Below are 22,454 nucleotides of genomic sequence, written 5' to 3'. Positions count from 1 at the left end.
CCGCACTGCTTCAGCGCGCCGCGGGCGGGGGTGCGTTCAGGCGTGCGAACGCTGTCCACTGAGCCTGTGTGCAGCCGACGTACGTCAACAGCAGCCGGGCACCTGGCACTACGAGGTGCCATCCACCCAAGCGTCAACGCCCGCTTCCCATGCGGCGGCGACACGGACACCGTCGCCGCCGTGACCGGCGGACTCGCGGGGGCCGTGTACGGCGTCGGCGGCATACCCGAGCGGTGGACCGAGGCGCTGCATGTGCCGCTTCCGGGGTTCGGCGGGCGGGTGCTGCGAGGTGCCGAACTGTGCGCCCTCGCCCGGCGGCTGAGCGGCCAGGCAGGTCGGGCGAGGTCCGCTGTGGTTCGACAGCGCCCTGAAGGGGCGCGGGGAACTGCGCGACCAGCCACGATGGCACCGCAGACGATCGACGGCATGGCGCGGCACTTCCAGCGGAGCGGTTAGGCGTTGTTCAGGTACGCCAGTACCGCCAGCACCCTGCGGTGCCCGCTGTCGCTCGGTGGCAGGCCCAGTTTCAGGAAGACGTTGCCGATGTGCTTGCTGACCGCGCGTTCGGTGACCACGAGGGTCTTGGCGATGGTCGTGTTGTCATGGCCCTCGGCCATCAGCTTGAGCACCTCGCGCTCGCGAGGGGTGAGAGAGTCCAGCGGTGAGTCGCGGCGGCGGGTCATCAGCTCGGTGACGACCTCGGGGTCGAGGGCCGTCCCGCCGGACGCGACCCGCTCCAGGGCGTCGAGGAACTCGTCGACCCTGCCCACACGGTCCTTGAGCAGGTAACCGACACCGCTCGCCCCGCCGCCGAGCAGTTCGGCCGCGTACGACTCCTCGACGTACTGGGACAGCACCAGCACCGGCAGCCCGGGGATCCGCTCACGTGCCTCGAGCGCGGCCCGCAGACCCTCGTCGCGGAAGCCCGGCGGCATCCGCACGTCGAGCACGGCGACGTCCGGCCGGTGCTCGAGCAGCGCGGGCAGGATCTCGGGACCGCTGCCGGCGACGGCCGCGACCTCGTGCCCGGCCGACGTCAGCAGCAGAACCAGGCCCTCTCTGAGCAGGGCGTTGTCCTCGGCGATCACGACTCTCACGGCCTCGCCACCTCGACTCCGGTCACCATGCGCACGGCACACGGTCTCACAGCGCCTTGACGGCCTCCGCGGTCGCCCGCGCGAGCGCGTCCAGGTACCCCTTCGGCAGTCTGGGGCTGCGGATCACCACCGAGCGCCAGTACAGCGGCCCGGAGATCAGGTCGAGCGCCAGCTCGTCGTCGAGGTCCGGGCGGACCTCTCCGCGCTGCGCCGCCGCCGCCAGGATCCTGCTGGCGACGCCCTCCTGTCCCTCGCGCAGCGTCTTCTGCATGGCCTCGGCGATCTCCGGGTTGCGGGCCGCCTCGGCCTGCAGGTCCGGGATGATCTGCGAGGCCACGGGGTGGCGCAGCGCGCGGGACGTCACCTCGTACAGCAGCCGCAGGTCGCCCTCCAGCGCGCCCGTGTCCGGCGCGGGCAGGCCCTGCACGGCCAGCGCCGAGACGATGTCGAGGACCAGGTGCAGTTTGGAGCGCCAGCGGCGGTACACGGCGGTCTTGCCGACGCCCGCCCGGCGCGCGATGCCCTCGATCGACATCCGCGCGTAGCCCACCGCCGCGAGTTCCTCGAAGACGGCGGCCCGGATGGCTTCCGTCACATCCTCGCGGAGTACGGCCGCCCCCGCGGGGGTCCGGCGGCGCGGACGCGTCTGGGGCCCGTCGGCGTTGGTCGTCATGCGGACAGCATAGGGCGTTGCGACGATACGGTCCCGTCCCCACGTTCCACGTGACGACGAAACGGTTGCGTTCCGACGCCGACTCGGCCTACGCTCACGTTGCGACGATACGGTCCCGTCCCGACGTAAGAAAACGTCAAGAGAAGCGTAAGAAAACGCCGATCCGCGGGCACGGCAGCCGGACGCCACGCACCCCCTCCCCCCGAGCGAAAGCAGCGGATGTGAGCCAGGTCCTCGACACACCGCCCCCGACACCGACCCCGGCCGACGACGACCTCGCGTCCCTCGCCGCCAGGTACGGCCTCACGGTCAGTGGCGCCCGCCCCACCCTGTCCGGCTACGTCCGTCAGCTGTGGGCACGCCGCCACTTCATCACCGCCTTCGCCACCGCCAAGCTCACCGCCCAGTACAGCCAGGCGAAGCTCGGCCAGATCTGGCAGGTGGCGAACCCGCTGCTGAACGCGGCCGTGTACTACTTCATCTTCGGCGTGCTCCTCGGCACCAAGCACGGCGTGCCGGACTTCGTCCCGTTCCTGGTCACGGGCGTGTTCATCTGGACCTTCACCCAGAGCTCGATCATGGCGGGCACCCGGGCGATCTCAGGCAACATCGGCCTCGTCAGGGCCCTGCACTTCCCGCGGGCGGCACTGCCCATCTCCTTCTGTCTCCAGCAGCTCCAGCAGCTGCTGTTCTCGATGGCCGCCCTGGTCGTCATCCTGCTCTGCTTCGGCGTGCCCGTCAGCGTCTCCTGGGCGCTGGCGATCCCGGCGCTGGTGCTGCAGTTCATGTTCAACGCGGGCGCCTCGATGGTCATGGCCCGCTGGGGCGCGAGCACGCCGGACATCGCCCAGCTGATGCCGTTCATCCTGCGGACCTGGATGTATGTCTCGGGCGTGATGTGGAGCATCGACAAGGTGCTCGCCCACGACCACCTGCCGCACTGGGCCATGACGGCCCTGCAGTGCAACCCGGCCGCCGTCTACATCGACCTCATGCGCTTCGCCCTGATCGACAGCTTCCACGCGAGCCAGCTGCCCCCGCACGTGTGGGCGGTCGCGACCGGCTGGGCGCTGCTCTCGGGGATCGGCGGTTTCATCTACTTCTGGAAGGCTGAGGAGACGTACGGCCGTGGCTGAGTACACCGGTACCTCCGAGAAGATCCCCACCGTCGTCGCCGACCGCGTCGACATCGTCTACCGGGTCAACGGCACCGGCGCCGGCCGCGGCTCCGCGACCGCCGCCCTCAACCGCATCCTGCGCCGCGAGCAGGCCGAGAAGGCGGCGGGCGTGCGCAGGGTGCACGCGGTCAAGAAGGTGTCGTTCGTCGCGTACAAGGGCGAGGCGATCGGCCTGGTCGGGACCAACGGTTCCGGCAAGTCGACCCTGCTCAAGGCGATCGCCGGCCTGCAGCCGGTGGAGCGCGGCAGGATCTACACCGACGGCCAGCCCTCCCTGCTCGGTGTGAACGCCGCCCTGATGAGCGACCTGACCGGCGAGCGCAACGTCCATCTCGGCGGCCTGGCGATGGGCATGTCCCGCGAGGAGATCAAGGCCCGTTACCAGGACATCGTCGACTTCTCCGGGATCAACGAGAAGGACGACTTCATCTCGCTCCCCATGCGCACGTACTCCTCCGGCATGGGTGCCCGCCTGCGGTTCTCCATCGCCGCGGCCAAGGACCACGACGTCCTCCTCATCGACGAGGCACTGGCCACGGGTGACGCGAGGTTCCAGACGCGCTCCGCCGAGCGCATCCGCGAGATGCGCGCGCAGGCCGGCACGGTGTTCCTGGTGAGCCACGGCAACGCGGTGATCCGCGAGACCTGCGGCCGCGTGCTGTGGCTGGAGCGCGGCGAGCTGGTCATGGACGGGCCGACGGACGAGGTCATGACGGAGTACGAGGCGTTCACGAGCGGTAAGAGCAAGGCGCCGACGCCCCTGAGGGAACGGTCCACGGTTCCGGCGTAACCCGACGGGAGGGACGGAGTGACCGCGATGCCCGAGCTCAGTGTCGTCGTCCACGGGACGAACACCCAGGGGCATCTGACCGCCCTCCTCGGCTCCCTGGCGGCACAGTCCCGCCCGGACACCGAGGTGATCGTGGCCGCGGTCGGCGACTGGGCCCGGGAGACCGCGCAGGAGCACGCCCCCGGGATGCTGGTGCTGCCCCTGCCGGACGGTACGCCGGACGCCACGGCCCGGGCGGCGGGGGCCGCGCGGGCGTCCGGCCGCTGGCTGCGCTTCGTCCACGCCAAGGACGGCCTCCCGGCGGGCGCCACGCGCGCGGTCGCCGAGTGCGTGGCCACGTTGCCGGACACCGTGGACGTCCTTCTCTTCGACCACGTCCACTCCACCTGGCGCACGACCGAAATCCCCTCCGAGGACGGCCCGTTCCTCGCCCGGACGGTCGGCGCGGAACTCGCCCTCGACGATGCCCCGCACCTCCTCCGTCTGACCCCGCTCCTCGGCAACCGCGCCCTGCGTACGGCCTTCTGGAGGGCGCACGAACAGGAACTCACCACCCGCGCCGAGCCGTTCACGGCGCAGGCCGCGCTCCTGCGCGCACACCGTGTCGCCTGTCTGGACCAGGTCGCCCACGACGACCGCCGCCTGCGCCCCGAGAGCCTCCCTCGGCCCTCCGCCGAGGAGCACTACGCCCTCGTCGACCGCTACGAGACCCTTTTCGCCCTCACCCGGGACCGCCCCGCCGCGCACACCGTGCTCTACGACGTCATGGTCGAGGACTGCCTGCGCACCATCAGGGGACCACTCGTGCCCGACCCCGTGGCGCGGGAGTTCTTCCGGCGGGCGTCGCACACGGCGGCGCGCTGGAAGCCGCCGCACCACGACACACCCGGCCGCCTCGAAGGCCTGCGCCGGTCACTCCTCGAACAGAACGCCTACCGCACCTACCGAGCCCTCCGGACCGCGGCCCGCACCCACCGCGCGGCCAGGGCGGCAGCCAGAGCCCGCAAACGCCGGATCGGCGCCAGGCTCCGCGCCCACCAGTACCGCACGGCCCTCACCCGCCCCGTCGACCCCGGCCTGGCCGTCTTCGCGGCCTACTGGAACCGGGGAGTCGCCTGCAACCCGGCCGCGATCGCGGAGAAACTCACCGAACTCGCCCCGCACATCCACCCGGTGTGGGTGGTCAGGGCGGACCGGGCGCGGTCCCTCCCGCCAGGCACGGATCACGTGATCCCCGGCACCCGCCGCTACTGGGAGGTGCTGGCAGCCGCCAAGTACCTGGTCAACAACGTCAACTTCCCCGACGCCGTGGTGAAACGCCCGGACGCGATCCACCTCCAGACCCACCACGGAACCCCGCTCAAGCACATGGGCGTCGACCAGATGCGCTACCCGGCCACCGCGAAGAACCTGGACTTCGCCGCACTCCTCGCCCGCATCGACAAGTGGGACTACAGCGTCTCCGCCAACAGCCACTCCACCCGCATGTGGGAGCGCGCCTACCCCTCCCGCTTCGTCTCCCTCGACCACGGCTATCCGCGCAACGACGTCTTCTACACCTGCGACGCCCAAGGGGTCCGCGCGATCCGCGAGCGCCTCGGCATCCCCCACGGCAGCCGGGCCGTCCTCTACGCCCCCACCCACCGCGACTACGAAGTCGGCTGGACCCCGCGCCTCGACCTCGGCACCCTCGCCGACCGCCTGGGCGAGGACACGGTCCTCCTCGTCCGCGGCCACTACTTCCACGCCGACAAGCCCAACCGGCTCCCGGACCGGGTCGTCGACGTCACCTCCTACCCCCGGGTCGAGGAACTGTGCCTCGCCGCCGACGTCCTCGTCACGGACTACTCGTCCCTCATGTTCGACTACGCCAACCTCGACCGCCCGATCGTCACGTACGCCGACGACTGGGAGACGTACCGGGCCACCCGTGGCGTCTACTTCGACCTCATGGCCGAGCCGCCGGGCCACGTGGCCCGCACCCAGGGGGAGTTGACGGAGATCCTCACCTCCGGCGCCTGGCGGGACGAGGCCGCGCGCGAGGCGCGGTCCGTCTTCCGGCGGCGCTTCTGCGAGTACGACGACGGACGCGCCGCCGAACGGGTCGTACGCCGGGTCTTCCTCGGCGAGAGCGAGGAGTCGCTGCCGCCGGTGATCCCGCCGTCGGAGCGCACCCCGGCACCGAGTCCCAGCCCTTAGGGCGGACAAGGGCGCCCCGGGCCGTGTCGGCCGGGGCGCCCTCACCGCCGTACGGACTACGAATGCGTCCGGAGCAGGGTCCGCATCGTCCGCATCGCCACCGACAGGTTGGCGAGGTCGAACGTCTCCGAGCCCTGGATCTCCTCCAGGGTCGTGCGCGCCCGGCTCAGGATCGCCGCGTTCTTCTCCTCCCAGGCCTTGAAGCGCTGCTCGGGGGTGGAGGTGCCGTTGCCCACCGCCAGGACGTCCGCGGTCAGGGCCGCGTGGGCCGCGTACAGGTCCTCGCGGATGGAGGCGCGGGCCATGGACTGCCAGCGGTCGGAGCGCGGAAGCTCCACGATGCGGTCCATGAGCTGGGTGATGTGCAGGCGGTCGGCGAGGTCGTAGTAGACCTCGGCGACGTCCAGCGGCTCCTTGCCCGTGCGGTCGGCCACCGACACGATGTCGAGCGTGGGGAAGGCGGAGGAGAACCCGGCCACTCGGGTGGCGAGCTCGTCCGCGACTCCGGTGCCCGTCAGCTCGTCGTAGATCTGCTGGTACCACTCGAGGTCCGCGCCGCGCAGCAGCTTGGGCAGCTGCTGCCAGACCTGCTCGACGCGCTCACTGAAGAAGTCGACGGTCTCGGCGAGCTGCAGCGGCTGCGGCCGGTTGTTGAGCAGCCAGCGCGTGCCGCGCTCCACCAGCCGGCGCGAGTGCAGACGGATGCGGGTCTGGACGGCGGCCTCGACCTGGTTGTCCAGGGCCTCCACCCCGTCCCACACCGCGGCCGAACGGAAGATCACGCGGGCCGCGGTCTGCGCCCGGACGATCTCCTCCAGGGAGGCGCCGGTCTCCTCGCGCAGGCGGTGCAGATACGTCGTACCGCCCGTGTTGACCGTGTCGTTGACCAGGACGGTCGTGGTGATCTCACGGCGCAGCGGGTGGCCGTCGATCTGCTCGGGGAACTGCTCGCGCAGCGCGGTCGGGAAGTACGCGTGCAGCAGGCTGCGCAGATACGGGTCGTCCGGCAAAGAGGTGTGCAGCAGCTCGTCGGAGACCGTGATCTTCGTGTACGCCAGCAGGACGGCCGTCTCCGGACTGCTCAGACCGTGCCCGGCGCCGAGGCGTTCGCGGATCTGCCGGTCGGTGGGCAGGAACTCCAGCGCCCGGTCGAGGTGCCCCTCCCTTGCCAGGTGGCGCATGAAGCGCTGCTGGGCGTGGAGCATGTCCTTGGACTGGGCGAGGGCGTTGGCGATCGCCACGTTCTGCGCGTAGTTGTTGCGCAGGACCAGGCGGCCGACCTCGTCCGTCATCTCGGCCAGCAGCCTGTTGCGCTGCTTGACCGTCATGTCGCCGTCCGTGACCAGGCCGTTGAGCAGGATCTTGATGTTCACCTCGTGGTCGGAGGTGTCCACGCCCGCGCTGTTGTCGATGGCGTCCGTGTTGATCCTGCCGCCGTGCCGGGCGAACTCGATCCGGCCGAGCTGGGTCAGGCCCAGGTTGCCGCCCTCGCCGACGACCTTGACGCGCAGATCCTGGCCGTCGACGCGGATGGCGTCGTTGCCCTTGTCGCCGACGTCGGCGTGCGACTCGGTGGACGCCTTGACGTACGTACCGATGCCGCCGTTCCACAGCAGGTCCACCGGCGCCTTGAGGATCGTCTTCATCAGGTCGGCCGGGGTCATCTTGGTGACCCGCTCCTCGATGCCGAGGGCCTCGCGGATGTGCGCGTTGACGGGGATGGCCTTGGCGGAACGCGGGAAGACACCGCCGCCCGTGGAGATGAGGTCGCTGTTGTAGTCCTCCCAGCTCGAGCGCGGCAGCTCGAACAGGCGGCGGCGCTCGGCGTAGGAGGTGGCCGCGTCCGGCTTGGGGTCGATGAAGATGTGCCGGTGGTCGAAGGCGGCGACCAGGCGGATGTGCTCGCTGAGCAGCATGCCGTTGCCGAACACGTCACCGGACATGTCACCGATGCCGACGACCGTGAAGTCCTCGACCTGTGTGTTCACGTCCAGCTCCCGGAAGTGCCGCTTCACGGACTCCCAGGCGCCGCGGGCGGTGATGCCCATGGCCTTGTGGTCGTATCCGGCGGAGCCGCCGGAGGCGAAGGCGTCGCCGAGCCAGAAGTTGTAGCTGCCGGCGACCTCGTTGGCGATGTCCGAGAACGTCGCCGTGCCCTTGTCGGCCGCGACCACCAGGTAGGTGTCGTCCTCGTCGTGCCGGACTACGTCCGCGGGCGGCACGACCTCGCCGGCCACCATGTTGTCGGTGATGTCGAGCAGCGCCGAGATGAAGGTCCGGTAGCTGGCGATGCCCTCGGCCAGCCACGCGTCCCGGTCCACGCCCGGGTCCGGCAACTGCTTGGCGACGAAGCCGCCCTTGGCGCCGACCGGCACGATGACCGTGTTCTTGACCATCTGCGCCTTGACCAGGCCCAGGATCTCGGTGCGGAAGTCCTCCCGGCGGTCCGACCAGCGCAGACCGCCGCGCGCGACCTTGCCGAACCGCAGATGCACGCCTTCCACCCGCGGCGAGTACACCCAGATCTCGAACGCGGGCCGGGGCGCCGGCAGGTCGGGGATGGCCTGCGGGTCGAACTTCATGGAGACGTAGTCGTGCGGCTGGCCGCCCGCGGCCTCCTGGAAGAAGTTCGTGCGGAGGGTCGCCTTGATGAGGGTGAGGAAGGACCGCAGGATCCGGTCCTCGTCGAGGGAGGCCACCTGGTCGAGGGCCGCGTCGACCTCTTCGAGGAGGGCGTCGACGATCTCGAGGCCCGCCCGCTGCCGGTCCGGCGACATCCGCGCCTCGAACAGCGACACGAGCAGCCGGGTGGTGTGGACGTTGTTGCGGAGGGTGTCCTCCATGTAGTCCTGGCTGAAGGTCGAGCCGGCCTGGCGCAGGTACTTGGCGTACGCCCGCAGCACCGTCGCCTGCCGCCAGTCGAGCCCGGCGCTCAGCACGAGGGCGTTGAAGCCGTCGTTCTCGGCCTTGCCGGTCCAGGTGGCGGCGAAGGCCTCCTGGAAGCGCTCGCGGGCGTCGTCGGCGAGGTAGTCGCCGTTGGCTCCGCCCAGCGACCCCGGGATGCGCAGGCCGAAGTCGTAGACCCAGGCGACGCTGCGGTCCGAGCAGCGCAGCTCGTACGGCCGCTCGTCGATCACCTCGACGCCGAGCCGGTTGAGCACCGGCAGCACGGCGGACAGGGAGATGGCGTGGCCCTTGCGGTAGATCTTGAAGCGGCGCTCGTCGGGGGCTGCGCCCACCGGCTCGTACAGGCTGAGCGCGAAGTCGTTGCCCGCCTCCTCGCTGAGCCGCTCGAGGTTGACCAGGTCGGCGACCGCGGACCGCGGGTTGTGGTCGGCCTTGTAGCCCTCGGGGAAGGCGTTGCTGTAGCGGCGCAGCAGCTCGGCGGCGCGCTCCTCGCCGAGCTCCGCGTTCAGCGCGTCGGCGAACCCGTCGGCCCAGGACCGGGCGGCCTCGACGAGCCGTGCCTCGATTCTCTCCTTGTCCGAGTCGCTGAGCTGCGGCAGCTCGGTGCCCTGCGGCACGCGGACGACGAAGTGCAGCCGGGACAGGATCGACTCGGTGTTCCAGGCCGTGAAGTCGACGCTGATGCCGCCCAGCTCTTCCTTGAGGATGTCGATGATCCGCAGCCGGACACCGGTGGTGTAGCGGTCGCGGGGCAGGTAGACGAGGGCCGAGTAGTAGCGCCCGTACTCGTCCTGGCGCAGGTAGAGCCGCAGCCGCCGGCGTTCCTGCAGGTACAGCACGGACGTGGCGATGGACTGGAGTTCGTCGGGGGGCGTCTGGAAGAGCTCGTCGCGCGGGTAGGTCTCCAGGATCTGCAGCAGGTCGCGCCCGTCGTGGCTGTCGGGCGTGAAGCCCGCGCGCTTGAGGACCTCGTCGACCTTGCGCCGGATGACGGGAACCCGGCGGACGGACTCCGTGTAGGCGGCGGAGGAGAACAGTCCGAGGAAGCGCCGCTCCCCCACGACGTTCCCGTCCGCGTCGAACTGCTTCACCCCGATGTAGTCGAGGTACGACGGCCGGTGCACGGTCGCCCGGCTGTTGGCCTTGGTGAGCACGAGCAGCTTGTGCTCACGCGCCTTGGCGCGGGCGTCGGCGGGCAGCCGCTCGAAGGAGGGGCTGACGGGGTGCTGGTCGTCACCGGCGTGATGCGGGTCCGAGCGCAGTATGCCGAGCCCGGTACCGGGGACGGCGGCCAGACAGTCGTCCGACCGGAGCTGGTACTCGCGGTAGCCGAGGAAGGTGAAGTGGTCGGCGGCCAGCCAGCGCAGCAGCTCGCGGGCCTCCTCCACCTCGGGCGCGGCCAGATCACCGGGAACGGGCTCCTCGAGGAGGTCGTCCGCGAGCCGCAGGGCCGCGTCCCGCATCTTCTCCCAGTCCTCGACGGCCTCACGGGCGTCGGAGAGGACGCGCAGCAGATCGGCGGTGATCTGCTTCAGATCCGAGCGGTCGGTCTCACGGTCGATCTCGACGTGGATCCAGGACTCGGTGTGGGCGTCGTGCGGAAGGTCGGCGGGAGGGGTGCTGAGCACCTCGATGAGCTTGCCGGTGAGATCACGGCGGACGACGACCTGAGGGTGGATGACGAGGTGGATCCCCCGGCCCTGCCGCGTGAGCTCATTGGTCACGGAGTCCACGAGGAAGGGCATGTCGTCCGTCACGACCTCGACGACGGAGTGGCTGCAGGTCCAGCCGTTCTCCTCGACGGTCGGGGTGTGGACCCGGACGTTGGCGGTTCCCTGTGGCCGGTTCTCGGCGAGCCTGTAGTGGGAGAAAGCGGCTCCGAGGATGTCGACCGGGTCGCGGTCGGTGAGGTCCTCCGGGGCGGTGTGCAGGTAGTAGCGCTGGAGGAACGCGAGCACGGAGTCCCTGTCCGGGGCCTCCTCGCCCGTCGTCCCAGTCGGTAGGTGCCCCCCGACCGGACTGTTCTCAGCGACCCGAGTGGCCCTCTCGAGCAACTCGGCCTTGGCTTCGTCCAGCTTGGTCTGCATTGTCCTCTGGCTCCTGTCGCGCGCCGTTGCGTGACGTAGAAGGAAGTACGGTCCCTTCCCTGCGGACGTGACGCCGTGACGCGGGGTGTCCGCTCTGTTCCGACGCTATGCCGCAAGGGGAGATGAGCGGGGGTATCTGAGCCAATTTTGAGCTGCCCGACGAGTGTGACGCTGCTCTCCGCGACGCCTGCTCCCAGGGTGTGTATCGCGTCCTGGGAGCCTTCGAGGCCCCGTCCCGCCCGCAAGGACCAGCGACCGCCGCCCGGTCACGGAGGTGGTCCGTGCTCGCCGGGCGCAGGGCAGGGGCAACAGTGCCCCCGCGAGCTATCGCGCTGATCACGCCACCAAGGCTATCGCTCCTTACGGGGGCGGCGTCATGAGCCGTATGTGTACAAAACAGGGGCCGGAAGTTTGACGTTCTGCACAGGGGCATCGGTGCCGGGGTCACTGCTTGCCCGAGCGGGTGGGGTGGTCGGCGTGCCTCCTTGACCAACGAGAAGTCGCCGTCGACACCGCCGAGGCGCACCCTGAAAGCAACCGGACCTCTTGGCAGGGCCGCCCTCAGGAGGCACGTTGCCCATGAAGCCACGGTCTTGAGGGGAGCGCACCGACATGACAGCGAAAATCCTCATCCTCACCGGCGACGCAGCAGAATCCCTGGAGGTCCTGTACCCCTATCAGCGCCTGCGCGAAGAGGGCTACGACGTCCACATCGCGGCCCCCACCCGCAAGAAGCTCCAGTTCGTCGTCCACGACTTCGAACCCGGCTTCGACACCTACACCGAAAAGCCCGGTTACACCTGGCCCGCCGACCTCGCCTTCTCCGAGGTGGACCCCGGCGACTACGCAGCCGTCGTCATCCCCGGCGGCCGCGCGCCCGAGTACCTTCGCAACGACCCCGAGCTCCGCAAGATCCTCAAGTCGTTCTTCGACGCGGACAAGCCGGTCGCCCAGATCTGCCACGGCCCGCTGCTCACCGCCGCGATCGACAGCCTCCGCGGCCGCCGCGTCACGGCCTACCCGGCGCTGGAAATGGACATGCAGTCCGCCGGCGCCACCTTCCAGGACGCCGAGGCAGTGGTCGACGGCACCCTGGTCTCCTCCCGCGCGTGGCCGGACCACTCGGCCTGGATGCGCGAGTTCCTGACGATCCTGCGCGCGAAGGCGCCCGTGACCTGACCCCCCGTACGCCAGCGGGCGCGGCGCCCGGCGGGAGCCGCGCCCCGTCTCACGGCGTCACGCCGCCAGCCGCTCCGCCACCGCAACCGCCTCCTCCAGCGTGTCCACCACCGGAACCCCCACCTCCTCGAGGCTGGCGCGGCCGTGCGACCCGCCGGTGTACAGCACCGCCTGCGCCCCCACATGCCTCGCGGCCACGGCGTCGTCCGCCGCGTCCCCGATCACCACCGTGCGCTCCGGCTCGACCCCCGCGAGTTCCGCGAGGTGCCGCACCATGTGTTCGGCCTTGCTGCCCCCCGACGGCCCGGTCCGCCCGTCGACGCGTACGAAGTGCTCCTCGATCCCGAACCCCCGCACCAGCGGGACGAGTTCGTCGTGCACGTACATGCTCAGCAGTGACTGGCTGCGCCCCGCGGACCGCCACCCGCCGAGCAGATCCGCCGCACCCTCGGTGAGCCGGCACGTCACCCGGTGCTCGGCGTAGTACCGGTGGAAGGTCACGTCCATGACCTCCCACTCGGCCTCGGTCGGCAGCCGCCCCATCAGCCGCTCGTAGAACTTCGGCACCGGTACGCAGTACAGCGCCCGGTACCGCTCGAGCGTGATCGGTTCCAGTCCCAGCTCGGCGAACGCCGCGTTCGTCGCCCCGATGATCGCGTCATTGTCGTGGAACAGCGTCCCGTTCCAGTCCCACACAATGTGCGTGGCTCCGTGCTTCCCCATGCCCGCAAACGTACCCGCTGCCACTGACAATCAAGGAAGTCGCAGCTCCCCGAGGTCCGGCCGACCGACGGCGGCTCAGTCCCCCAGCCCCACCAGGTTCGGGATCTCCTGCGTGGCGTACCAGAGCAGCTCGTGGTCCTCGGCCCCGTCCACGACGAACTGCGCGTCGTCGTCCCCGCCGTCCGCGCCCGGCAGCGCATCCGCGGCCGCGGCCACATCCGCCTCCGCGTCCTGCGCGTCGACGTGCACCGAGGCCGCCTTGGCCAGTCGTACGGCCTCGGCGATCCGCACCTCGCCGAGCGCGGCCGGGTCGAGCCCGCGATCGGGGTCGGCCACCGCGGCACCGTCGGGTACGTCGGCCGCGACCACGACCCGCCGCCGCGGCGCCTCCGGCTCCGCCGCGAGCAGCCGGAGCGAGGCCAGCGCGGCCCTGCTCAGCGCCGCGTACTCCAGCTCCTCGATGTCGTCGGACAGGTACCACTCGCGCAACGCGGGCGTGACGGCGTACGCGACGAGCGGTCCGGCTCCCAGCTCGCCCGTCTTGTACGCCTCGGCGAGACCGGGGAGGGTCAGGGGAACGTAGACGCGCATGGCCGGCCGCTTTCCTGTCGAAGGTTCCGCTTGGTCCCGGGGAGAGCGGTTCCGCACCTCTCCCGGAGGGCCTTCAGGATACGTGCGCGGGTCCCCTTTCGGGTCCCTGCCCAGACCCCCGGACACGTCCACACGCGGCCCCGGAACTCACCCGGTACACCCCCACCACCATGGGCTTCACCGCCCCTTCGATCACCCTGATAGGTGAACTTCCGGACGCCCTGCCGGGCGCCCCGCGCTCCTTGCCCCCACTCGCCATCACCCCGTACAAGATCCCCGAACCGCAAGTTACCGCCCGGTATCCCCGGGCCGCCGAACGGGGTCTCCCTCATGAACAAGGTCATGACCAGAGCACGGCACCTCCCGGCCACCCGCCCGCCGGGCCGCCGCGACCGCCGCCGCCCCGGCGGCACCCCGCCCCGCGCCCCCGGCGGAGGCAGGACCCGCGCGACGGCGGACGACGGCCGCCCACCCGGCTCCCGGGGCGGCACCGGCCCCCGCGCCGGCACCAGCCCCACGGACACACGACCCTCGACGGGGCCTGTCCGGGCCCCCCACCGGCCCGTCGTCCCACAGCCCCGCCCCACCGATCTCTTCGCCGACCGCCTCCTCGCGGTCCTCAGTGGCCTGCGCCCCGTGCACTTCATGCTCGGCCACACCGCGGGCCGCGCCTACGACGAGCTGGCCTGGCTCGCCGAACGGAGCCCCCTGCGCACCACCCGCGGCGCCCAGCCCGTCGTCCGCGACATCGGCTACTACGAGCCCCGTCCCGGCGCCATCGAGGCCTTCGCCCGCATCGGTGCCGGCGACCGGCTGCGCGCCATGGCCTTCCGCCTGGAACTGGGCCGGGACCGTCGCTGGCGCTGCACCGCGGTGGAACTGGGCGGCCCCCGCAGGCCGCTGACGCAGGACGACTGAGCCGGCACCGGCCGACACGGGGCACGTGAAAGGGCCGGGCGCCCACGGGTCGCCCGGCCCTTCGAACCGCTGCGGTGCACACGCTCCACCGCGTCCCACGGCGCGTCACACGCGCCGTCGATGACTACTTCTTGCGGCGTCGCCCGCCCTTGGCCTGCTTGCGCCGCTCCGCGCGCGTGAGGCCGTCGGCCTCGGAGCGCACGGGCTCGTCGTCGCTGGCGAAGTCGCCCTCGATGGTGCCGCCCTCGCCGTCCACGGTCGGCGCGGAGAAGTGCAGGTTGCGCCGCTGCGGCGCGTCGAGCCCCTTGGCGCGGATCTCCGGACGCGCGCCCGCCTGCGCCGGCACCGCGTCCTGAACGCCCTCCGCGACCGGCTTGGCGTCCTCGACCGGGACCTCCTCGACCTGCTGCTCGACCTGGACCTCCAGGTTGAACAGGTAGCCGACGGACTCCTCCTTGATGCCGTCCATCATCGCGGAGAACATGTCGAAGCCCTCGCGCTGGTACTCGACCAGGGGGTCCTTCTGCGCCATCGCGCGCAGGCCGATGCCCTCCTGGAGGTAGTCCATCTCGTAGAGGTGCTCGCGCCACTTGCGGTCGAGGACCGACAGCACGACCCGGCGCTCCAGCTCACGCATGATCTCGGAGCCGAGCTGTGCCTCGCGCGCCTCGTACTGCTCGTGGATGTCGTCCTTGATGGACTCGGCGATGAACTCGGCGGTCAGACCCGCACGGTCGCCGGCCGCCTCCTCCAGCTCGTCGACGGTGACCTTCACCGGGTAGAGCTGCTTGAACGCGCCCCACAGCCGGTCCAGGTCCCAGTCCTCCGCGAAGCCCTCGGCGGTCTCCGCGCCGACGTAGGCGTCGATCGTGTCGTCCATGAAGTGCTGGACCTGCTCGTGCAGGTCCTCGCCCTCCAGGACGCGGCGCCGCTCGCCGTAGATGACCTCGCGCTGGCGGTTGAGGACCTCGTCGTACTTGAGGACGTTCTTGCGGGTCTCGAAGTTCTGCTGCTCGACCTGCGACTGGGCGGACGCGATCGCCCGCGTCACCATCTTGTTCTCGATCGGCACGTCGTCCGGGACGTTCGCCATGGACATCACGCGCTCGACCATCTGGGCCTTGAAGAGCCTCATCAGGTCGTCGCCGAGGGACAGGTAGAAGCGGGACTCGCCCGGGTCGCCCTGACGGCCGGAACGACCGCGCAGCTGGTTGTCGATACGACGCGACTCGTGCCGCTCGGTGCCGAGGACGTACAGGCCGCCGAGGTCCTTGACCTCCTCGAACTCGGCCCGGACCGCCTTCTCGGCCTTCTCCAGAGCGGCGGGCAGAGCCTGTGCCCACTCCTCGATGTGCTCCTCGGGGTCGAGGCCGCGCTGGCGCAGCTCCGCCTCGGCGAGGTCGTCGGGGTTGCCGCCGAGCTTGATGTCCGTACCACGACCGGCCATGTTCGTGGCCACCGTGACGGCGCCCCTGCGGCCGGCCTGGGCGACGATCTGCGCCTCGCGCTCATGGTGCTTGGCGTTCAGCACCTCGTGCTGGATGCCGCGCTTGGAGAGCTGCTGCGAGAGGTATTCGGACTTCTCGACCGACGTCGTACCGACGAGGATCGGCTGGCCCTTCTCGTGCTTCTCGGCGATGTCGTCGACGACCGCCTCGAACTTCGCGACCTCGGTGCGGTAGATCAGGTCCGACTGGTCCTTGCGGATCATCGGCTTGTTGGTCGGGATCGGGACCACGCCGAGCTTGTAGATCTGGTGGAACTCGGCGGCCTCGGTCATCGCCGTACCGGTCATGCCGGACAGCTTGTTGTAGAGGCGGAAGAAGTTCTGCAGGGTGATCGTGGCGAGCGTCTGGTTCTCGTCCTTGATGTCCACCCCTTCCTTCGCCTCGATCGCCTGGTGCATGCCCTCGTTGTAGCGGCGGCCGGCGAGGATACGGCCGGTGTGCTCGTCGACGATCATGACTTCGCCGTCGATGACGACGTAGTCCTTGTCCTTCTTGAAGAGTTCCTTGGCCTTGATGGCGTTGTTCAGGTAGCCCACCAGCGGCGTGTTCACCGACTCGTAGAGGTTGTCGATGCCCAGCCAGTCCTCGACCTTGCTGACACCGGCCTCGTGGATGGCGACCGTGCGCTTCTTCTCGTCGACGTCGTAGTCGCCGGTCTCCTCGAGGCCCTTGAGCGGGTTGCCCGCCTCGCCCCTCTTCAGGCGCGTGACCAGCTTGGAGAAGTCGCCGTACCACTTGGTGGCCTGGTCTGCCGGGCCGGAGATGATCAGCGGCGTGCGGGCCTCGTCGACGAGGATGGAGTCGACCTCGTCGACGATGGCGAAGTTGTGGCCGCGCTGGACCAGCTCGTCCTTGGACCACGCCATGTTGTCGCGGAGGTAGTCGAAGCCGAACTCGTTGTTCGTGCCGTACGTGATGTCGCAGCCGTACTGCTCGCGGCGCTGCGCCGGCGTCATGTTGGCGAGGATGCAGCCGACGCTCAGGCCCAGGAACTTGTGGACGCGGCCCATCATCTCGGAGTCGCGCTCGGCCAGGTAGTCGTTGACCGTGACGATGTGGACGCCCTCGCCGGAGAGCGCGTTCAGGTACGCGGGCAGCGTGCCGACCAGGGTCTTGCCCTCACCGGTCTTCATCTCGGCCACGTAGCCCATGTGGAGGGCGGCGCCGCCCATCATCTGGACGTCGTAGTGCCGCTGGCCGAGGACGCGTTTGGCGGCCTCCCGGACGGTCGCGAACGCCTCGGGGAGCAGGTCGTCCAGGCTCTCGCCGTCGGCGTAGCGCTGCTTGTACTCATCGGTGAGGGCCCGCAGCTCGGCGTCGGAGAGGTCGACGAAGTCCTCTTCGATGGAGTTGACCTGGTCCGCGATGCGGTGCAGCTTGCGCAGGATCTTGCCTTCGCCTGCACGCATGATCTTGGAGAGGACGGACACGGGGGTTGGTCTCCTTGCCGGTCGGGCCTGGGACGGTCGGTTTCCATTTGACTTACTGAGCAACGGCCATCGTATGCGAGGACCCCACCACGCCGGGAGGCCTGCCGGTACGAGGACCGCACACCGCTTCACGACTGCTGCAAAAATCTTCTTCAAAGGGGACAACGGGCGGGGGACGCGGATGGTGCCGCGCCGCGCCGACGGATTACGCGAAATGTGATCACGTGTTCACGGACCGCAAAGGGATGGCGGCCCCGGCGTGCCACGAGCAGAATCGGCCGATGGAACCCGTCACGCTCACCACGGACCGCCTCGTCCTGCGCACGGTCGGCCCGGCCGACACCGACGCCGTGTACACGGCCGCGCAGGACCCCGACATCCAGCGCTGGACGACGATCCCCTCCCCGTATCTCCGCGAGCACGCCGAGAGCTTCACGGAGCAGCTCGTCCCGGAGGGCTGGGCGGGCGCCTCGATGTTCACCTTCGGCGTCTTCCTCCCCGAAGGGGAGCTGGTGGGCATGCTGGGACTCACGATGCGTTCCCTGGGCGTCGCCGAGGTCGGCTTCTGGGCCGCCAAGGAGCACCGCGGCAACGGCTACACCGCCGAGGCCGTCCGCACCGCCTCGCAATGGGCCTTCACCGACGTGTCCGTCGACCGCGTCGAATGGCGGGCGGAAGTGGGCAACAGGGCCTCCCGAGCAGTGGCGGAACGCACCGGCTTCACCATCGAGGGCACCCTGCGCTCGGCGATCAACAACAAGGGCGTACGACGGGACTGCTGGGTGGGTTCCCTCCTTCCGTCGGACCTGGGCCTGCCGTCGACGGCGCCGTACCTTCCGGCGCCGCGGTAGCTCACGCCGGCAAACGCCCAGCTCACCGCCCAGTGTCAGACCCACCCCCTATCGTGCGGCCCATGACGACCCCGCGCCCCGCCGCAGAACTCTCCGCAGACGAAGCCCGCCGTATCGCCCTTCGGGCGCAGGGCTTCCTCGGCGCCCCGGACCGCCGCGCCGGGGTCCGGGGCGTCCTGCGCCACCTCGGTGCGGTCCAGCTCGACACCATCTCGGTCCTCGCCCGCTCCCACGAACTCATCCCGTACGCCCGCTTGGGCGCCGTGGGCCGCAGAACAGTGGAGGACGCGTACTGGAACACGGCAGCCACCGGCGCGCCCGCGGCACGACCGCACGCCTTCGAGTACTGGTCCCACGCCGCCTGCATACTCCCCATCGAGGAGTGGCCCCACTTCGCCTTCCGCCGTCGCGCCTACCGCAACCGCCCGCACTGGAACCACGAGCTCCCCGACGGCACCTACGACCAGGTCATCAAGCAGCTCCGCTCCGAAGGCCCCCTCACCTCCACCGAGTTGGGCGGCGCGAAGAGAACCAGCGAGTGGTGGGACTGGTCGGGCACCAAGGTCGCCGTGGAACGCGCGCTCATGTACGGCGAGGTCGTCTGCGTCGAGCGCCGCGGCTGGAAGCGGGTGTACGACCTCGCGGAGCGAGCCGTCCCGGCCGACCTGCTGCACGACGAACTGGACGACACCGAGTGCGTACGCCGCCTGGTCCGTCTGGCCGGTGAGGCCCTGGGTGTCGGCACGCGCGCGGACATCGCCGACTACCACCGTCTCAAGGGCGAACAGTTCGACGCGGTGATCGCCGACTCGGGCCTGGTCCCGGTCACGGTGGAGGGCTGGGGCAAACCGGCCTGGGCCGACCCGGCGGCCCTGGAGACGCTCCCCCGCGGGCGTCATCGCACCACGCTGCTGTCCCCGTTCGACTCCCTGATCTGGGAACGGGCTCGGACGGAGCGGATCTTCGGCTTCACCCACCGTCTGGAGGCCTACGTCCCCAAGCCGAAGCGTGTGCACGGCTACTTCGCGATGCCGGTGCTGGCCGGAGGTCGTCTCGTCGGCCGAGTGGACCCGACCCGTGAAGGCAGCACACTGGTCGCCAGGCAGGTCTCCCTGGACGGCCCCAAGGCCGTCCCGGCGGTGGCCGAAGCCTTGGTCGAGGCGGCGAGCTGGGTGGACGCGACGACCGTACGCGTGGAGCGAGTGGACCCACCGGAGCTGCACGAGCCCCTCACCAAGGAGATCACCCGAGCCCTGATCGCCGCGCTGCGCTGACCGGGGTCAGCGGATCTCGAGGATCTTCTCCCGCATCGCGTACACCACCGCTTCCATCCTGGAGTGCAGCTGCAGCTTCTCCAGGATGTTGCGCACGTGGTTCTTCACGGTGTTCTCGGAGATGAACAACTCCTTGGCGATGTCCCGGTTGTTCATGCCCGTGGCGACGAGCTTGAGAACCTCGAGCTCACGGTCCGTCAGCCGCGGGGCGGGCACCAGCCGGCGCTCGTCGGTGCGCTGGATCATCGACTTGAACTCGGTGAGCAGCTTCGACGCCATGGAGGGGCTGATCTGCGACTGCCCGTCCGCCACCGCACGGATGGCGGTGGCCACCTCGTCCGTGGAGATCTCCTTGAGGAGATATCCCGTGGCGCCCGCCTTGATCGCGTCGTAGAGGTCGGCCTCCTCGTCGCTGATCGTCAGCATGATGATCTTGGCGCTGGGTGCGACCTCCTTGATGGAGGTGCACGCCTCGATGCCGCCCCGCTTCGGCATGCGTACGTCCATCAGGATGATGTCGGGCAGCAGGTCGGCGGCCTTGTCGACGGCCTCCGCGCCGTCGCCGGCCTCGCCGACGACCTGGATGTCCTCCTCGGCCGCGAGCACGATCTCCAGGCCCCGGCGGAACAGCGCATGGTCGTCCACGACAAGGACTCTGATCGGTTCCTTGCGTGAGGTGCCCGCGTCCGGGCCCATGCCGACGACGCCGTCGTCGGCATCCTCGTCATGCATCGGTCCGAAGCTGTCCGCCATCGTTCCTCCCCCTGAGGCTGTGGCCTGTGGTCCTGTGCCATCGCCAACCCAAGGCAACGGCCCACCGGTTGGACCGTTGCGGCCATGATTCCATGCCCGGACGACAACGGTGTGACAGAGCGGCGCGCGAAGTGGTCGCACACGGGTGCCCCTGGGGGCGCACACGCGCTCCAGGGGCACCCGTCCAGCTGTCGCCCGTAATGGTCAGCCGCCCAGTGCGCCGCCCGCCTCGGGTGAGTGCGTCTGGGTGACCATCGTGTCCGTCCTGAGGTGGATCACGCCGTAGTCGTATGCGTGCCGCCGGTAGACGACACTGGGCTCCTTGGTCTCGGAGTCGACGAACAGATAGAAGTCGTGGCCGACCAGTTCCATCTCGTAGAGGGCCTGGTCGAGCGTCATCGGGGCGGCGACGTGGGTCTTCTCGCGGACCACGAGGGGGCCATCGCCCTGCACTTCCAGCGAGCCGATCTTCTTGGTGGGCACGCTGTCCGACTCTTCGGCCGGGACGGGGTGGCCGTTGCCGTTGAGCGTCGCCACTCCCGGGACGTGGTCGGGGACCTCTGCCGCCGTGAGCCGACGGGCACCACGGCGCGTAAACCGCTTGTCGTGCTGCTTGCGCAGCCGGGCGTCCAGCTTTTCCGCCGCCAGGTCGAGTGCCGCATACGGATCGCTGGCCGCTGCCTCCGCCCGGATCACCGGACCGCGGGAGCGGAGCGTGATCTCCACGCGGTCACAACGGTCGGCCTGTCGGGGGTTGGGCTCCTTGGACACCTCGACGTCGAGGCTGATCACCTTGGCATCGAGCCTCTGAATCTTCTCCAGCTTCAGCTTCTCGGCCACGTGCTTGCGGAACCGCTCGGGCACCTCGGTCTTGCGGCCCTTGACGACGATGTCCACGCAGAACTCCGTTCCCGGATCGCTCCGCTTCGTTGACGGAGCGTCTCCCTTTTGCACCAGGTTCCGGTGAGCCCGGAACCTCGGACTCGGTGACTTCCACCTCCTCCTCCCCCATGGGCAAGATCTCCACCCCAGGTGCTGCCGGTGATTGCGCAAAACCGCAGCACGGCAATCGGATATGAGAGGTGTGGCCTGCGGCTTTCCCTCACAACCGAACATATCTCGCCCGGACGGATGTCGTCACCCTCTACTGCGGCGTACCTCCGTTCAGGTGAAATGGCCCTCTCATTACCTGCAACGATGCAAGTTCGCAGTCAGTTCCGGTTTATTTCGAAAGAGTCTGACGTCGCAGCGACCACCGCCGCGCAGATCGTGTCGCCGATCCCGTTCGAGGCTGCCGATCCTCGCCCGACACGGCGCCGCGTCCCGCTCCCCTCCGCCGAGCCTGCCGTCCGTTCCATCCGTTCCCCTCTGCCTTCCCGCGCCACACCCGCGTACACGGCTGCGGCCATATCTCTGCGAGCGACCGCGGGCGCACCCTGATACGTGATCGATACCGCCCCCGGCTCAACCGGACCGGCCGCGGCCGCCCGCACCGCGCGAGCCGCCTCCGTGAGCGAGGCACCCGTCGTCATCAGGTCGTCGACGAGCACGACCGGACCGCCGCTGAGCAGCCGGGCACCCCCGGGCGCCACGGCCAGGGCGCCCTCGAGGTTCTCCAGCCGCAGCCGGGAGTTGAGCCCCGCCTGGTCGGCCACGGCACGCCGCTGCCGCAGCACGGCCAGCACCCGGGCCGGTGTCCCGGTCCGCCGCAGCTCACCGGCCGCCGCGAGCGCGATCCGCCGCGCCGGATCATGCCCCCGCGCCCGGACGGCCCCGCGCGCGGACGGCACGGGAACGAGCAGCACAGGCACGTCGCCGTCTCCCGGCCGTGCCCCGGAGTCCACCGCCCCTTCCCCGGCGTGCCACAGCCCCGCCCGCACGGCACCCGCCAGGGCCGCGCCGAGCGGCCCCGCCAGCGCCAGGGCGCCCCGTTCCTTGTGGGCCAGCAGCACGGCCCGCACCTCGTCGCCGTACCGGGCCGCCGCGTGGACGACCGGCAGCCCGGCCGGTTCCGGCACCGGTCGCACCCGGCGCGGTGCGGCCCCGCTCAGGGCGGCACGGCACTCCGGGCAGAGCACCGTGCGAGGCCTTCCGCAGCCTCCGCACTCGGCCGGCAGCACCAGGTCGGTGAGGTCCTGCCACCACCCCCGCATGACCACCACTGTGCCAATGCCCGAGCCGACCGACCAGCCCTGTGGAAAACCCTCTGTGGAAAACTCCGCGCCCCTCCCACAGGTCCGTCACCACAAGAACAGGACCCGCCTCACAAAAGCGGATGACTGCCTCCGCCAAGAGA

The 22,454-nt window shown here is 70.1% G+C and carries 16 protein-coding genes and 1 pseudogene; 8 read left to right on the top strand and 9 right to left on the bottom strand.

The genetic code is table 11. The features are described 5' to 3' along the window. Positions 1–153 precede the first annotated feature (153 nt). A pseudogene (locus ABZO29_RS26680) lies at positions 154–333 on the top strand (ADP-ribosylglycohydrolase family protein); the annotation flags it as partial. A gap of 119 nt (positions 334–452) precedes the next feature. Here ABZO29_RS26680 and ABZO29_RS26675 read toward each other — a convergent pair. Both ABZO29_RS26675 and ABZO29_RS26670 read right to left on the bottom strand, forming a co-directional pair. Further along, on the bottom strand, positions 453–1,097 hold the full coding sequence (locus tag ABZO29_RS26675; RefSeq protein WP_367322711.1) for a response regulator: 645 nt from the start codon (positions 1,095–1,097) through the stop codon (positions 453–455). A gap of 46 nt (positions 1,098–1,143) precedes the next feature. After that, positions 1,144–1,770: a TetR/AcrR family transcriptional regulator gene (locus tag ABZO29_RS26670; protein ID WP_367322710.1), complete on the bottom strand. Its 627-nt coding sequence runs from the start codon at positions 1,768–1,770 to the stop codon at positions 1,144–1,146. A gap of 221 nt (positions 1,771–1,991) precedes the next feature. Between ABZO29_RS26670 and ABZO29_RS26665 the strand changes: the two genes are divergently transcribed. From ABZO29_RS26665 to ABZO29_RS26655, 3 genes are read left to right on the top strand one after another with little or no spacing between them, the layout of a single operon-like run. Then, positions 1,992–2,906, top strand: coding sequence for an ABC transporter permease (locus tag ABZO29_RS26665; protein WP_367322709.1), 915 nt, complete (start codon positions 1,992–1,994; stop codon positions 2,904–2,906). Continuing rightward, complete coding sequence (locus tag ABZO29_RS26660) at positions 2,899–3,738, top strand: ABC transporter ATP-binding protein (RefSeq protein WP_367322708.1); 840 nt, start codon at positions 2,899–2,901, stop codon at positions 3,736–3,738. Before ABZO29_RS26665 ends, ABZO29_RS26660 begins: the two co-directional genes overlap by 8 nt. Before the next feature lie 27 nt (positions 3,739–3,765). Beyond that, a complete protein-coding gene (locus ABZO29_RS26655; protein ID WP_367322707.1) occupies positions 3,766–5,937 on the top strand; it encodes a CDP-glycerol glycerophosphotransferase family protein in 2,172 nt (723 codons plus the stop codon). Between the two features lie 56 nt (positions 5,938–5,993). Here ABZO29_RS26655 and ABZO29_RS26650 read toward each other — a convergent pair whose 3' ends face one another. Further along, on the bottom strand, positions 5,994–10,931 hold the full coding sequence (locus ABZO29_RS26650; protein ID WP_367322706.1) for an NAD-glutamate dehydrogenase: 4,938 nt from the start codon (positions 10,929–10,931) through the stop codon (positions 5,994–5,996). Positions 10,932–11,543: 612 nt separating this feature from the next. Between ABZO29_RS26650 and ABZO29_RS26645 the strand changes: the two genes are divergently transcribed. Then, positions 11,544–12,110, top strand: coding sequence for a DJ-1/PfpI family protein (locus ABZO29_RS26645; protein WP_367322705.1), 567 nt, complete (start codon positions 11,544–11,546; stop codon positions 12,108–12,110). Positions 12,111–12,167: 57 nt separating this feature from the next. On the opposite strand, the gene ABZO29_RS26640 is transcribed toward ABZO29_RS26645, so the two are convergent. Together ABZO29_RS26640 and ABZO29_RS26635 are read right to left on the bottom strand one after the other, a co-directional pair. Next, positions 12,168–12,833, bottom strand: a complete 666-nt coding sequence (locus tag ABZO29_RS26640) for an HAD family hydrolase (protein WP_367322704.1) — start codon at positions 12,831–12,833, stop codon at positions 12,168–12,170. A 75-nt stretch (positions 12,834–12,908) separates the two neighbouring features. Next, positions 12,909–13,424, bottom strand: a complete 516-nt coding sequence (locus ABZO29_RS26635; protein ID WP_367322703.1) for a hypothetical protein — start codon at positions 13,422–13,424, stop codon at positions 12,909–12,911. A gap of 330 nt (positions 13,425–13,754) precedes the next feature. On the opposite strand from ABZO29_RS26635, the gene ABZO29_RS26630 reads away from it, so the two are divergent. Next, the gene (locus tag ABZO29_RS26630; protein ID WP_367322702.1) at positions 13,755–14,342 is read left to right on the top strand and encodes an Rv3235 family protein; all 588 of its coding nucleotides are present in this window, start codon (positions 13,755–13,757) and stop codon (positions 14,340–14,342) included. A gap of 124 nt (positions 14,343–14,466) precedes the next feature. Here ABZO29_RS26630 and secA read toward each other — a convergent pair whose 3' ends face one another. Further along, a complete protein-coding gene (gene secA / locus ABZO29_RS26625) occupies positions 14,467–17,280 on the bottom strand; it encodes a preprotein translocase subunit SecA (RefSeq protein WP_367322701.1) in 2,814 nt (937 codons plus the stop codon). A 281-nt stretch (positions 17,281–17,561) separates the two neighbouring features. Between secA and ABZO29_RS26620 the strand changes: the two genes are divergently transcribed. Next, complete coding sequence (locus ABZO29_RS26620; RefSeq protein ID WP_367322700.1) at positions 17,562–18,131, top strand: GNAT family N-acetyltransferase; 570 nt, start codon at positions 17,562–17,564, stop codon at positions 18,129–18,131. 62 nt (positions 18,132–18,193) lie between these two features. Beyond that, positions 18,194–19,405, top strand: coding sequence for a winged helix-turn-helix domain-containing protein (locus ABZO29_RS26615; RefSeq protein ID WP_367322699.1), 1,212 nt, complete (start codon positions 18,194–18,196; stop codon positions 19,403–19,405). A 6-nt stretch (positions 19,406–19,411) separates the two neighbouring features. Here the strand turns inward: ABZO29_RS26615 and ABZO29_RS26610 are convergent, their stop codons facing one another. The 3 genes from ABZO29_RS26610 to ABZO29_RS26600 form a co-directional block, all read right to left on the bottom strand. Beyond that, positions 19,412–20,158: a response regulator gene (locus ABZO29_RS26610; RefSeq protein ID WP_367322698.1), complete on the bottom strand. Its 747-nt coding sequence runs from the start codon at positions 20,156–20,158 to the stop codon at positions 19,412–19,414. 204 nt (positions 20,159–20,362) lie between these two features. Further along, positions 20,363–21,055, bottom strand: coding sequence for a ribosome-associated translation inhibitor RaiA (raiA, locus tag ABZO29_RS26605; RefSeq protein WP_367322697.1), 693 nt, complete (start codon positions 21,053–21,055; stop codon positions 20,363–20,365). Positions 21,056–21,369: 314 nt separating this feature from the next. Then, the gene (locus tag ABZO29_RS26600) at positions 21,370–22,311 is read right to left on the bottom strand and encodes a ComF family protein (protein ID WP_367322696.1); all 942 of its coding nucleotides are present in this window, start codon (positions 22,309–22,311) and stop codon (positions 21,370–21,372) included. Positions 22,312–22,454: the final 143 nt, after the last annotated feature.

It is taken from the genome of Streptomyces sp. HUAS ZL42 (assembly GCF_040782645.1).
In the GTDB taxonomy this organism is placed as follows: domain Bacteria; phylum Actinomycetota; class Actinomycetes; order Streptomycetales; family Streptomycetaceae; genus Streptomyces.
This window is presented reverse-complemented; position numbering and strand designations above follow the sequence as displayed.

Coding starts and splice junctions, on each gene's coding strand:
- ABZO29_RS26670 (WP_367322710.1), bottom strand. CDS start 1,770: ATGACGACCAACGCCGACGGGCCCCAGACGCGTCCGCGCCGCCGGACC.
- ABZO29_RS26655 (WP_367322707.1), top strand. CDS start 3,766: ATGCCCGAGCTCAGTGTCGTCGTCCACGGGACGAACACCCAGGGGCAT.
- ABZO29_RS26650 (WP_367322706.1), bottom strand. CDS start 10,931: ATGCAGACCAAGCTGGACGAAGCCAAGGCCGAGTTGCTCGAGAGGGCC.
- ABZO29_RS26645 (WP_367322705.1), top strand. CDS start 11,544: ATGACAGCGAAAATCCTCATCCTCACCGGCGACGCAGCAGAATCCCTG.
- ABZO29_RS26640 (WP_367322704.1), bottom strand. CDS start 12,833: ATGGGGAAGCACGGAGCCACGCACATTGTGTGGGACTGGAACGGGACG.
- ABZO29_RS26635 (WP_367322703.1), bottom strand. CDS start 13,424: ATGCGCGTCTACGTTCCCCTGACCCTCCCCGGTCTCGCCGAGGCGTAC.
- ABZO29_RS26630 (WP_367322702.1), top strand. CDS start 13,755: ATGAACAAGGTCATGACCAGAGCACGGCACCTCCCGGCCACCCGCCCG.
- ABZO29_RS26620 (WP_367322700.1), top strand. CDS start 17,562: ATGGAACCCGTCACGCTCACCACGGACCGCCTCGTCCTGCGCACGGTC.
- ABZO29_RS26615 (WP_367322699.1), top strand. CDS start 18,194: ATGACGACCCCGCGCCCCGCCGCAGAACTCTCCGCAGACGAAGCCCGC.
- ABZO29_RS26610 (WP_367322698.1), bottom strand. CDS start 20,158: ATGGCGGACAGCTTCGGACCGATGCATGACGAGGATGCCGACGACGGC.
- ABZO29_RS26600 (WP_367322696.1), bottom strand. CDS start 22,311: ATGCGGGGGTGGTGGCAGGACCTCACCGACCTGGTGCTGCCGGCCGAG.